The sequence below is a fragment of the Haemophilus sputorum CCUG 13788 genome (assembly GCF_000238795.1).
GTDB lineage: Bacteria > Pseudomonadota > Gammaproteobacteria > Enterobacterales > Pasteurellaceae > Haemophilus_A > Haemophilus_A sputorum.
Genome location: NZ_AFNK01000056.1, coordinates 19,246 through 31,582, shown reverse-complemented (window position 1 = coordinate 31,582; position 12,337 = coordinate 19,246). Strand labels below are relative to the sequence as shown.

The following is a 12,337-nucleotide window of genomic DNA, read 5'->3' as shown; positions in this document are numbered from 1 at the left end:
AGTAAACTTGAATAATGAAGCGGTTGAGCTCGTCACGAAAGGACGTCATGATCCTTGTGTGGGTATTCGAGCGGTACCGATTGCAGAAGCGATGATGGCGATTGTTTTGCTTGACCATCTTTTACGCTTCAAAGCGCAGTGTCGTTAGACAAGATATAACAAGCGGTAGGATTTTTTTCTTTTTTGCAAAGAATAGTCAAAATCCTACCGCTTGTATTTTATCCCTATCGAGTCCAAAGCGTTTTTTTCGGCATGAGCATTTTTGTGCCAGTATGTTTGATACTCTCTAATTTAAATTCCCACACATCATTGGCTTTTAAGCGTGCCATGGGGTAGTGATGATAATAAATGGCTAATGCTGCGGTGCGTTTATCCTCTTCTTCTAAACAATTCGCAGTAGCTGAGAATTGAATCCCTTCCAATTCAGAAAATTTGTCAATTTGCAGGCTTATTGTGCCGACAATTTGGTTATTACCTAGCATGATTTGTCCATGCCGAGTACTTTTATTTGTTAAAATAATCAGGCGAGCTTGTTCATCGTCAAAAGCATAAAAACAGTTTGCAGCCCAGAAATCACTTTCAGATTTTGCAGCAAAATTCACAATATGGTTATTTACAATAAATTGAACAATATGTTCTGGTAGCTTTATCACACTGACTCCTTGAATATAATCCGACTAAATTACTGTGATAAAATGATATAAAATAAAAGTGAATTAGGCTAGTACTATTTGGAAAGGAAAAATAAAAAGGTAGAAACCGAAGTTTCTACCTAAGGGATTAGTGATGTACTGCAATCATCATCGCAATCACAAAACTAGCAAGCGCCAGTAAAAAATTTCTCATAGAAAATGCAGTGTTGCTTTTGAAAGTTTTGATAGAGAAAAGCACATAAAGCGCGACAAACAGGAATTTTCCATATAACCACCCTAAATCGCCGAATGAGTAGACTTCATTACTGGTATAGGTGTAAACCACAATTGCTCCACTAACTAATAATAGTGTATCAATCAGATGTGGTGCGATTTTTAAAATTTTATACTGGCGCCAATTCACATTTTTTTGCGCTAGAAATCCACGACAAAGCAATAAAATCAGGCTTAAATAGGCAAAGCCTGCATGGCTGTGAATCAGTTTAGGTAATAATTCAATTGATAGCATTACGCCTCCACAATTTCAGTTTTTAAGTATTGAAAAATATCACGATAATTTTTCGCTGGTTTATTTGCTTCTTTTTCTTTTTGCGCGCCACGAATTAAATTACGCAAGTGTTGGCGATCAAGTTGCGGATATTCGTTAAGTAAGTTACTTAATGCGGCATCTCCCATATTCACTAATTGATCACGCACTAATTCTAATTTGTGTAACAAAGCTTGTTGTTGATTGTGGCGATTTTTTACTTTATCCAGTGCTTCTTGAATTGGTTCTGGATCACGATTGCGTAATAACTTACCAATAAATTGAATCTGACGGCGACGAGCCTCTAGTTTAAAACTTTGCGCTTGTCGAATCGCTTCTTTTAAATCGTCATCTAACGGAATTTTTTCTAAATTCTGTGGAGTCAGTTCAATCAATTCTGCACCAAGTTTTTTAAGATGTTCCGCATCTCGTTTAATCTCGCTTTTGCTGACCCAGATAATTTCTTCTTCCTCATCTGTCCAGTCGATTTCATTTTTACTACGTTTTTTCGCCATAATGGTTTCCTGTGCGGTTTCCCACAAAACATTGAAAGGGATAAAAGTGCGATATTTTAACAGAAAATTCAGGTAGAATATATGCCAAGATTAGTTGGTTAATTGGGAAATACTATGTCAATTACGACAAAAGCAGCGCTTCAGGCGCAAGAATTAGAACTTCGAGAAGCGGTTGAATTTGCGTTGCAAATTGCAAAAAAAGCAGGCGCAGAAGCTGAAGTGGGAGTAACGAAAGTCTCAGGGCTGTCTGTTTCCACTCGCTTAATGAATACTGAAAATATTGAATTCAATAACGATGGTTCACTTGGGATCTCGGTCTATTTAGGGCAGAGAAAGGGCAATGCTTCTACCTCAGATTTACAGCCGAAATCTATTCAACAAGCGGTTGAATCTGCATTAGGGATTGCAAAATATACTTCAGAAGATGAATGTGCCGGATTAGCTGATAAAGATTTGATGGCGTTTGATGCACCAGATTTAGACCTTTATCATGAAGCACAAATCAGTGTTGATGAAGCAGTAGAGATGGCGAAAACGGCGGAAGAAAGTGCACTTAATGTTTCAGAACGTATTGTAAATAGTGAAGGGGCTACTTTTAATTCTCATAGTGGTGTTCGCGTTTATGGGAATACACATGGCATGCTACAAAGCTATCTTTCTAGTCGTTATTCGCTTTCATGTAGTGTGATTGCTGCATATGAAGAGCAATTAGAACGAGATTATGAATACACGGTTTCTCGCGAGCTAGATGCGTTAAGCTCACCGATTTGGGTTGGACAGCAGGCTGCAATTAAAGCTGAAGATAGGCTAAATCCACAAAAAATTGCGACATGTGAAGTTCCTGTGATTTTTTATAATGAAGTCGCAACAGGGCTTATCGGGCATTTGGCGGGCGCAATTAGTGGGGGCGCGTTATATCGCAAATCCAGTTTTTTACTTGATAAACTAGGTACTCAGGTATTGCCTTCATGGTTTGAGATTTCAGAACGACCACATTTGCGTAAACAATTAGCTTCTAGTGCTTTTGACAGCGAGGGAGTTAGAACGCAAGATCGTGAAATTATTACTGATGGTATCTTGCAAACCTATCTGATGACGAGCTATTCAGGGCGGAAAATGGGCCTACCAAGCACCGGACATGCTGGCGGGATTCATAACTGGTTAGTGAAACCTAATCGTAGCGGTGGATTAAATACATTGTTAGCAGAAATGGGAACGGGGCTATTAGTGACAGAATTTTTAGGTTCCGCAATCAATCCTGTTACTGGAGAATATTCTCGAGGGGCGGCAGGTTTTTGGGTTGAAAATGGAGAAGTACAATATCCAGTTGCTGAAATTACTATTGCTGGGCAACTTCAAGAAATGTACCAACAAATTATTGCGGTAGGAGATGATATTGAACATCGCTCAAACATTCAAACCGGTTCGATTTTATTAGAAAAAATGAAAGTCTCCGGTCAATAATCACTTAAGAAAATGCCCGCTTGAACGTTAACAAGCGGGCATTTTTTATGAAAGTTTTACCAATTATGACCAACCGCCATTGCGACTACGGCGTTTAGGTAGAATGATTGGTATGATTAGCCCAAGAAGAAGACCAACGACTAATACCGAACCGCCATAAATAAAATACTGAATTGCAATCGTGCGCTTTTCAGCATCTTGCATAATTTCCAGATTACGGTTCTTATTTTTAACGATTTCTAATTCGCGTTTTAATTGGGCATTTTCTTCAAACAAATTACTACTTTGTTTTTCAGCATCTTGGCTGCGGCGTTGCATCTCGGCTGTACGTCTTTGCCAATCGCTATCCATATTTTTAAGTTTTGCTGTAAGAGTTTGAACTTCTTGTTGTAGCTGTGGAATTAACTCTCTTGGACTGGCAGTTTGAGATATTTCGCTAGCTAACACCCAGCCTTCACGGTTACGGCTATCACGAATCAACACAAAATTATCTTTTTTGTCTAATACAGTAACGGGTTCACCTGCTTGGATAGAACCAGAGATTTTAAATTGGTTGCCAGCACCTTTACGCATATAAGTAGTGAGATTTTCGGCAATGTAATCGGCTGCGAAAGCTTGCGCGCTTGCACCGAGTAATACGGCAGAAAGTAGCGCTGTTCGTAGTTTTTTCTTCATAAAGAATCCTTGAATCATAGAAAGCATTTCTAAAATATTTTCAGCAAAATAGCTTAGAAATCGCTGCTAATAAGAGGGCAATAAATTGCCCTCTTCACTTGCAAAATTAGTAAAAAATTGCGTGTAAAATGTAATAAACAATAATTGAGAGAACCGCTCCAGCAGGCAATGTAACAAACCATGATGCTACGATGTTGCGGATAATGCCAAGATTGATTGCTGCAATACCACGCGCAAAACCAACTCCTAAAATCGCCCCAACTAAAGTTTGAGTAGTTGAAATAGGTAAACCTGTGCCTGATGCTAATACAACTGTAACTGCACAAGCAAATTGAGCAGCAAAACCACGGCTTGGAGTAAGTTCGGTAATCCCTGTACCTACCGTTGCCATCACTGATTTACCCATTACCGCTAAACCAACACCCATACCAAATGCGCCTAAAGGTAATACCCATGGCGCCATTGGTGCTTTATCAAGAATCTGACCACCATTATTGATGATAGATTCTACTGCAGCTAATGGACCAATTGCATTTGCTACGTCATTTGAGCCATGCGCGAATGCCATTGCACAAGCTGTTAATAACATCAAAATACTGAAAATTTTCTCAACGCCACTAAACCCACGTTGTTCTTTGACTTTAGACATAAAACGAGCGCTTCGGAAATAGATATAACCGAAAATCGTTGCAAGGATAGCTAAGCCAAATGAAACGAAAAAAGTTTCCCAATTTGAAAGGTGTAAACCAACGTGTTTTAAACCTTTTGAAATTGTTACAATAGAAAGAATAAAAATGGTAATTCCCATGTAGAACGGGCCATATTTTGTAGCTTGTTTAAATGGCTTAGAACGGTTAAAGATCAATTTTTGCGAGTTAACGAAAATCGCAAAGGCAACAATACCAGCTAATACAGGCGTAATAAACCAGCTACCAACGATACCTGTTAATTGTCCCCAACGAATTGATTCTGGGCCAGAAGTAATTACCGCAAAGCCAATTACTGCACCAATAATCGTGTGAGTACCAGAAACTGGCCAGCCTTTTTTGGTTGCCACAATTAACCAGATCCCCGCAGCACATAATGAAGACATCATGCCAAGCACGAGTACCCCAGGTTCGCTAACAAACATATCCGCTTTAATGATCCCGCTTTTAATTGTGTCTGCGACTTCACCACCAGCTAAATATGCACCAGCTAATTCAAATACCATCGCGATGATAATTGCTTGTTTAACAGTAATTGTGCCAGAACCAACAGAAGTTCCCATTGCATTCGATACATCATTTGCACCAATACCGAAAGCCATTAGAAAGCCGAGTACGGCGGTAATAATTACTAATATTGAGCCATATTCTTGCAATAGTTGCATAAATTCTCCTATGCTTTTGCCAGCATTAGCTCAATACGTGAACCAATACGTTGAGCTTGATCAGCTAAAATGCTGACACGTTCGATACATTTATATAAAAACATTACGTCAATTGGATTAAGATTTGCTTCGAGCCCAAATAGCGTACGACGTAATGAAACTTGCAGTTGATCGGTATCATCTTCAATTTTATCAAGTTCTAGGATCATCTCATTTACGAAACGGCGTTCACGTCCGCGGAAGCCTGTTTCAAGTAATTCATCTAATTCACCTAATACTTTACGGACTTGGCGGCAAGAATCGAGACTGCGGAAAAGGAATTGACGGAAAGCTGGTTGCATAATTTCTGGTACAACCAAATGGCGCCCCATAATGCGTCCTGAAATATCTCTTGAATAGTTAGCTAGCTTATCGAGCTGGGTCACGATTTCTAATAAATCGGTTCGTTCGACGGGGAGGAATAAACCTCTAGGGAGTTTTAAGCGAATTTCACGTTTTAGACTATCGGCACGGCGTTCTAAATCAATAATTTGATTGCGAACTTCTTCGGCTTTGTCCCAGTCATGGTTGAAACTTGCTTCAAAAAATGGCTCTAATAATTCACTACATTCTGTTACTTTGACAGAAAGTTGCTTTAGAGGTTTGAGTGGCGATTGTGCGAATAAACCTAAAATGTTATTCATTGCCATAAAATTTCTCCATATATAGATAAGATATTTTGCTGATTTCTGTAAAAGAATTCGGCATCATTTTACTTGATCCATGTGGAAAAATCACGAAATAAGACAATGGTTGTATAGCTTTTCTACGGATTTGCAAAAAAATTGTTAAAAATGACCGCTATTCCTTTACATAGTTAGTCAAATGTAAATTTTACGGTGGTCGATGGTCTAATCTGTTGACACTTCCTTACTTGCTAGTTGAGAAATAAGTCTCCATAATACGCCCTGTTTTCGTTACCATGGTTGGTACAGATAAAGATGAACTTGTCTGTTTTTTAATGGAATCTCCTTGTTAAAAATATAAAAGCGAAAACACCAAAAAAGGCGTGAATGGATTTCACGCCTTTTTCGTTTGGTTAAATATGGTGGATCACCAATCGCTTTCCAGCATGGGTAATCACTTCTGCATCAAGATTGAAGATGGTTTTTAAATTCTCTTCGGTAATTATTTCTTCAGGGCTGCCGATCATGGCAATTTCACCTTGTTTCATTGCGATAATGGTATCCGCATAGGCTGCTGCCATGTTGATATCATGTACGACCATAATTGTCGTTAAATTAAGTTCGTCGGTTAGTTGACGGAGTAACCGCATTAAAGATCTAGCATGAAACATATCTAAATTATTAAGCGGTTCATCTAATAAAACGTGGCTAGTTTGTTGACAGAATGTCATTGCAATTAGTGCACGTTGGCGTTGTCCGCCCGATAATTCACTTAAATAACGAGATTCAAGTTCAGTGAGTTCAAATCGTTGCAATGCTTCATCAACCACTTGATTGTCTTTTTCGCCAACTTTACCTTGATGGTGAGGGTAGCGACCAAACATCAATAAATCACGTACAGTAATACGGCTATGAATAACGTTATCTTGTGTAAGAATTGCCAAATGTTGGGCAATTTGGCGAGAAGGCGTTTCAGAGAGATTTAATGTATCTAAAGTAATTTTGCCACTTTGCAAAGATTGCAGGCGAGCAATCAGTGAAAGTAGTGTCGATTTTCCCGCACCATTTGCTCCAATAAGGGCAGTAATGCCACCATTGGGAATAGTTAAATTGATATTATTAAGAATGGTGGATTGCCCAATTTTGTGTGAAACATTTTCAACTTTAATCATAATTATTTACTATTCCTTAACATTAAATAGATGAAAATTAGCCCGCCGACTAATTCAATGACCACGCTTAACACCCCTTGCATGCTGAGTAAATGTTCAAAAATGGCTTGCCCTAGAATGAGTGTAATGGCAGAAATTAAAAAGACCATCGGGATTCTAACAGCATGATTCACGACAGGGCTAAGTGCATTAGCAATCGCGCAAACTAACAAGCCTAAAAAAAGAATCGGCCCAACTAAGGCAGTTGAAACAGAAACAAGCAACGCACAACAAATTAGTAAGCGGTAAGAGAATTTCGCATAATCTAAACCTAGCCCAATGGCTTTATCTCGACCTAGTAATAATACATCGAGTTGATGACGCTGCATCCAAATCCAAATAGCACTAACAAGCGTGACAATGCCACCAATTGCTAATAATGTTGGATTTGCACTATTAAAACTAGCAAATGAAGAGCCTTGAGTGACTGCGAAATCTTCAGGCGAAATCATTCGTTGCAGTAAATTATTCACACTTCTAAAGAATACGCCAAAAATCACGCCTACTAAGATCATTCTTGCTAAGTCATTATTTTCTTTGTTAATCAATTTGAATAGGAATAGGGAGCCTGCAAGCATTAAACTTGTTTCGAACGCAAATTTTTCGGCGATGCCTAAACTCGCAAAACCTATCCCGCCCAGTAAAAAGACGAGTACGGTTTGAATGAGCAAATAGAGCGAATCAAATCCTAAAATGCTAGGGGTTAAAATAGGGTTGTTGGTGAGTGTTTGAAATAACAAAGTGGACACACCAATGCTATAGGCCACTAACAATAATAATAAGAGTTTTTTGCCCCTAAATGACAAGGTAAAAGCCCAATCTCCTTGATGGTTAAACATCATGAAAAATAGACCGCTTGCAACTAATCCAAACGCAAGGAAAAATAAATAGAAAGAAGCTTTACGCATGTTTTTTCCCCTTAAAGAGTAAATAGAGGAAAATTAGTGTGCCAAGCATACCGAACATGGTAGAAATCGGCACCTCATAAGGGTGGTTGATAATTCTGCCTAATATATCGCACGCTAGCACAAGGTTGGCACCTAATAACACCACAGCTGGTAAATTACGGCGAAGTCTATCTCCAGAGAGTCGAGAAATGATGTTAGGCACAACAAGCCCAATAAATGGAATTTGCCCTACAGTCACAACAATGACTGCGGTAATCATGGCAACAGTCAGTAAGGCAAGCCAAGTCATTTGTTTATAATTTACGCCCAGATTCGTACTAATGTTTTCGCCTAAACCAGCAATGCTGAGTCTGTCCGCCATAAAATAAATCACAATCGCCAAAATTGCCGTTAGCCAAAGCAGTTCGTAACGCCCAGCCAATACGCCAGAGAAATCACCAGAAAACCAGAATGAGAGTAATTGTAGTGAATCCGTTTCGTAAGCAATAAAGGTAGTCACAGCTTCGATAATGTTACCGAATACAATACCAACTAACGGCACCATCAGCTGTTGGTAATCGGGGAGATGTCGAAGGAGTAACATAAATACACCCATACCAATTAAGGCAGAGACTGTGGCAAACGACATTTTAAATAGTAAATCAGAAGCTGGGAAAAGTAGAGAAACGATCAAAACGCCCAATGCAGCGCTTTGGCTGGCACCAATCATGCCAGGTTCTATAAAGCGGTTTTTGAGCACAATTTGTAATACCATTCCTGCCACACTCAGTGTTGCACCGACAAGAATAATGGCGAGTGTTCGTGGAATACGGCTAATTAAAAGTAAGCTAAGTTGTTCTGATTGGCTAAATATGGCTTTCCACTCGAAATCCCCTACGCCAATGGATAAACTACATAAGCTTAATAAAAAAAGTAAAATTAGATTATAAACGGTTAGTTTATGCATAAACGCTCAGATGAATAATCATAAAGAAAAAAAGATGGCATAGCGTATGCCATCCTAAAGGTGCTTATCGGCTAAATGCTTGTTTAATATTAGTTAAATCTTCACGCATTTGTTCTACACTACCGGCTGCTAAATAAGCTGAACTGCTTAAATAGATAATTTGGTTGTTTTTCCATGCTTTTGTTTGATGAACTAATTCATTATCTAGCACTTCTTTGGCTAATTTTCCTTCTTGACCAATTGCGGCAGTTCTATCTAATACAAACAACCAATCTGGATTCACTTTTTGGATAAATTCAAATGAGGCAGGCTCGCCATGGCCAGTCCCTTTGGTGGCAATGTCTTTTGCAGCCATTGGGATCTCTAATGCTGAATGTACCCAACCTAAACGGCCTTTATCCCCAAAGGCAGAAATTTTTCCACCATTGACTAAAATAATTAAACCATTTCCTTTATCTTTCACTGCAGCTTTGGTTTCGTTAATTAAGGTTTCCAATTCAGTCACCAATTTTGCAGCTTCAGCTTCTTTATCAAATAATTGTCCAAAGGTTTTAATATTATCTAAGCCTGCTTGTAGCGTGTTGACATCAGCCGGAGCGGTAACATCAATCGTTTTAGCAATGCTATTTAATTCATCAAATTTTTTGGCTGCGCGGCTGCCCACAATAATCAGATCAGGATGAAGACGATTTAATACCTCATAATTAGGTTCAAAAACCGTACCAATCACTTCTGTTTTTTCAGTGATCGGACGCAAGAAAGGCAAGGTTTTAGCGACATCAGCTGTTCCAATCATCGGCACACCTAGATGTGCGAGTGAATCAATTGCAGCTGCCTCAAACACTGCCACTTTAGTTGGGGTTTGCGCAAAGGTTACTTCACCGCGAGCGGTTGGAATGGTTACTTCTTTTGCAAAAGTGTTACTGGTTAATGTTGCTGCAAGCGTTAGTGTAAAAAGGGCTTTTTTGAACATAGAGAATCCTCCTGGTTACAACTGAAAATAATTCTCAATGATTTTATTCATTTTTTTACATATGTAAAGAAAATTGTAACAATCTTAGTCTCATTGCGGAGATAAATTTTCATTTAGTTCAAATTAGGCTAAACTAGTAATCTCATTCCTCATTTTGATGTCATTTCTGAGAAAGATCATGTCTGAAAATAAGCCTGTAAGCAAAGAACGAAGTAAAGATAAACAAGTTGAGCAAATTGCTATTACGCCTCACTCTATCGAAGCTGAACAAGCGGTGTTAGGTGGCATTATGCTTAGTAACGAGCATTGGGATAGCGTAGCAGAACGTGTCCAACCAAGCGATTTTTACAACTATGCACATCGAATTATTTTCGAGCAAATGACTGAACTAATGCGCAATAATCGACCAATCGATATCATTACGTTAGATCAGGCGCTTAAAGATAAAGGTGTGTTACAAGATGTTGGTGGTTTTGCTTATTTAGCTGAGCTCTCTAAAAATACGCCAAGTGCAGCGAATATTCTTGCTTATGCGGATATTGTTCGAGATCGTTCTGATCTCCGAAGTGTCATCAGTGCAGGTAATAGCATTGCTGAGATGGCCTACCATACACAAGGACGAAATGCGAAAGAGGTATTGGACGAGGCAGAGCGTATCGTTTTTGATATTGCAGAAAAACGAGGCAGTGGCAGCGAAGGCCCACAAAATGTAGATGATATTTTAATGAGTACGCTTGCTCGGATTGAAATTCTTTCAAAAAATAGAAATAACGGCGGGGTGACGGGCGTAACAACCGGCTTTACTGATTTAAACCGCAAAACTGCCGGCTTACAGCCTTCGGATCTTATTATTGTTGCCGCGCGCCCATCTATGGGTAAAACAACATTTGCAATGAATCTATGTGAAAATGCTTCGTTAATGGATGTTGAAGACCCGACGGATTTAGACGAACAGGGCAGACCGAAAAAGAAACCGGCGAAACCAGTATTGATTTTTAGTCTTGAGATGCCGGCTGATCAGATTATGATGCGTATGTTGGCCTCCCTTTCGCGCGTAGATCAAACTAAGATCAGAACGGGGCAAATCCACGATGATGAAGACTGGGCAAAAATTTCTTCAACTATGGCGATTTTGCAAGAGCGTCGTAATATCTTCATTGATGATAGCTCTGGTTTAACACCAACAGAAGTTCGCTCAAGAGCGCGCCGTGTCTATCGTGAAAACAATGGGCTCAGCCTGATTATGGTCGATTATTTGCAACTTATGCGTGCACCAGGCTTCTCTGAGAACCGAACTCTAGAAATTGCTGAGATTTCCCGTTCTTTAAAGGCACTTGCAAAAGAATTGCAAGTCCCAGTTGTTGCGCTTTCGCAGTTAAACCGTAGTTTGGAGCAACGCGCGGATAAACGCCCAGTCAACTCGGATTTGCGTGAATCTGGCTCTATTGAACAAGATGCGGATTTAATTATGTTTATTTATCGAGATGAAGTGTATAACGATAACTCCGATCTTAAAGGGGTCGCAGAAATTATTATCGGTAAACAACGTAACGGTCCAATTGGGCGAGTTCGATTAACTTTCCAAGGACAATATTCACGCTTTGATAATTATGCAGGACCGGAATATGACGACGAATACTAATTTATGTGCCATTTATAAAAGCACTAAAAAAGAAGGTATGTTTCTCTATGTGGCAAAACGTGATCAGTTTGATGCGGTGCCAGAGGCATTACAACAGATTTTCGGAAAGCCACAATTTGTTATGCTGTTTAATTTAAACGGACAAAAGCCACTCAAGCGGGTAAAAAATGAAGAGGTTTTACAAGCTATTCAAACGCAAGGCTTCTTTTTACAAATGCCACCACCGCCAGAAAATTTATTAACGGCATTCCGCCAAGCTCAAATGAAAGGAGAAATCTGATGCGTTGTCCTTTTTGTGGTACAGAAAATGCTAAAGTAATTGATTCACGTGATGCGGCAGATGGTTATCAAATTCGTCGCCGTCGTGAATGTTTAAATTGCAAAGAGCGTTTTACAACCTTTGAATCAGCTGAATTGTTAATTCCCTATATTGTGAAAAATAACGGCGCACGAGAGCCGTTTAACCCAGCAAAATTACGTGCGAGTTTGCAAAAAGCATTAGAAAAACGCCCAGTTAATGCTGAAGATTTGGAACGTGCGATTACTCGAATCACGCTTAATTTACAAGCTACGGGAGAACGGGAAGTGCCAAGCAAATTGGTTGGAGAGCTAGCGATGGAGGCATTAAAAAGCCTAGATAAAGTCGCTTATATTCGGTTTGCTTCAGTTTATTTAAGCTTTGATGATGTGAAAGAGTTTTCTAATGAAATCGCAAAATTAAGCGAGAAATAAATAAAACAACAAGCGGTCATATTTGTAAAAAGTTTTGCAAATATGACCGCTTTAA

General features: G+C 39.2%; 15 protein-coding genes. 5 read left to right on the top strand and 10 right to left on the bottom strand.

Annotated features, from left to right (window positions below):
- On the top strand, positions 1-148 hold a 148-nt coding region (locus HSP_RS11235), incomplete at its 5' end, for a chorismate synthase (RefSeq protein WP_010129774.1).
- Between the two features lie 76 nt (positions 149-224).
- On the opposite strand, the gene HSP_RS0108045 is transcribed toward HSP_RS11235, so the two are convergent.
- The 3 genes from HSP_RS0108045 to yjgA form a co-directional block, all read right to left on the bottom strand.
- Positions 225-653: a PNPOx family protein gene (locus HSP_RS0108045; protein WP_007524898.1), complete on the bottom strand. Its 429-nt coding sequence runs from the start codon at positions 651-653 to the stop codon at positions 225-227.
- A 127-nt stretch (positions 654-780) separates the two neighbouring features.
- Positions 781-1,161, bottom strand: coding sequence for a SirB2 family protein (locus HSP_RS0108040; protein WP_007524723.1), 381 nt, complete (start codon positions 1,159-1,161; stop codon positions 781-783).
- Complete coding sequence (gene yjgA, locus HSP_RS0108035) at positions 1,161-1,694, bottom strand: ribosome biogenesis factor YjgA (RefSeq protein WP_007524887.1); 534 nt, start codon at positions 1,692-1,694, stop codon at positions 1,161-1,163. The genes HSP_RS0108040 and yjgA overlap by 1 nt, the downstream gene beginning before the upstream one ends.
- A gap of 114 nt (positions 1,695-1,808) precedes the next feature.
- Between yjgA and pmbA the strand changes: the two genes are divergently transcribed.
- Positions 1,809-3,158, top strand: a complete 1,350-nt coding sequence (gene pmbA, locus HSP_RS0108030) for a metalloprotease PmbA (protein WP_007525070.1) — start codon at positions 1,809-1,811, stop codon at positions 3,156-3,158.
- A 63-nt stretch (positions 3,159-3,221) separates the two neighbouring features.
- Here pmbA and HSP_RS0108025 read toward each other — a convergent pair whose 3' ends face one another.
- From HSP_RS0108025 to HSP_RS0107995, 7 genes are all read right to left on the bottom strand, one after another.
- Entirely contained in the window at positions 3,222-3,833 is a 612-nt protein-coding gene (locus tag HSP_RS0108025) for a TIGR04211 family SH3 domain-containing protein (protein WP_007525182.1), read from the bottom strand.
- Positions 3,834-3,939: 106 nt separating this feature from the next.
- Positions 3,940-5,205 (bottom strand): inorganic phosphate transporter, encoded by a 1,266-nt coding sequence (locus tag HSP_RS0108020; RefSeq protein ID WP_007524566.1) that lies wholly within the window; start codon positions 5,203-5,205, stop codon positions 3,940-3,942.
- 8 nt (positions 5,206-5,213) lie between these two features.
- A complete protein-coding gene (locus HSP_RS0108015; protein ID WP_007523984.1) occupies positions 5,214-5,894 on the bottom strand; it encodes a TIGR00153 family protein in 681 nt (226 codons plus the stop codon).
- A 389-nt stretch (positions 5,895-6,283) separates the two neighbouring features.
- Entirely contained in the window at positions 6,284-7,042 is a 759-nt protein-coding gene (locus HSP_RS0108010; RefSeq protein WP_007524162.1) for an iron ABC transporter ATP-binding protein, read from the bottom strand.
- 2 nt (positions 7,043-7,044) lie between these two features.
- A complete protein-coding gene (locus HSP_RS0108005; protein WP_007525105.1) occupies positions 7,045-7,989 on the bottom strand; it encodes an iron chelate uptake ABC transporter family permease subunit in 945 nt (314 codons plus the stop codon).
- Positions 7,982-8,935, bottom strand: a complete 954-nt coding sequence (locus tag HSP_RS0108000) for an ABC transporter permease (protein WP_007525276.1) — start codon at positions 8,933-8,935, stop codon at positions 7,982-7,984. The genes HSP_RS0108005 and HSP_RS0108000 overlap by 8 nt, the downstream gene beginning before the upstream one ends.
- A gap of 64 nt (positions 8,936-8,999) precedes the next feature.
- Positions 9,000-9,908, bottom strand: a complete 909-nt coding sequence (locus HSP_RS0107995; RefSeq protein WP_007525309.1) for a siderophore ABC transporter substrate-binding protein — start codon at positions 9,906-9,908, stop codon at positions 9,000-9,002.
- A gap of 178 nt (positions 9,909-10,086) precedes the next feature.
- On the opposite strand from HSP_RS0107995, the gene HSP_RS0107990 reads away from it, so the two are divergent.
- From HSP_RS0107990 to nrdR, 3 genes are read left to right on the top strand one after another with little or no spacing between them, the layout of a single operon-like run.
- Positions 10,087-11,550: a replicative DNA helicase gene (locus tag HSP_RS0107990; protein ID WP_007524467.1), complete on the top strand. Its 1,464-nt coding sequence runs from the start codon at positions 10,087-10,089 to the stop codon at positions 11,548-11,550.
- The gene (locus HSP_RS0107985; protein ID WP_007524590.1) at positions 11,534-11,830 is read left to right on the top strand and encodes a YcgL domain-containing protein; all 297 of its coding nucleotides are present in this window, start codon (positions 11,534-11,536) and stop codon (positions 11,828-11,830) included. Before HSP_RS0107990 ends, HSP_RS0107985 begins: the two co-directional genes overlap by 17 nt.
- On the top strand, positions 11,830-12,282 hold the full coding sequence (gene nrdR, locus HSP_RS0107980) for a transcriptional regulator NrdR (protein WP_007524664.1): 453 nt from the start codon (positions 11,830-11,832) through the stop codon (positions 12,280-12,282). The genes HSP_RS0107985 and nrdR overlap by 1 nt, the downstream gene beginning before the upstream one ends.
- Positions 12,283-12,337 lie beyond the last annotated feature (55 nt).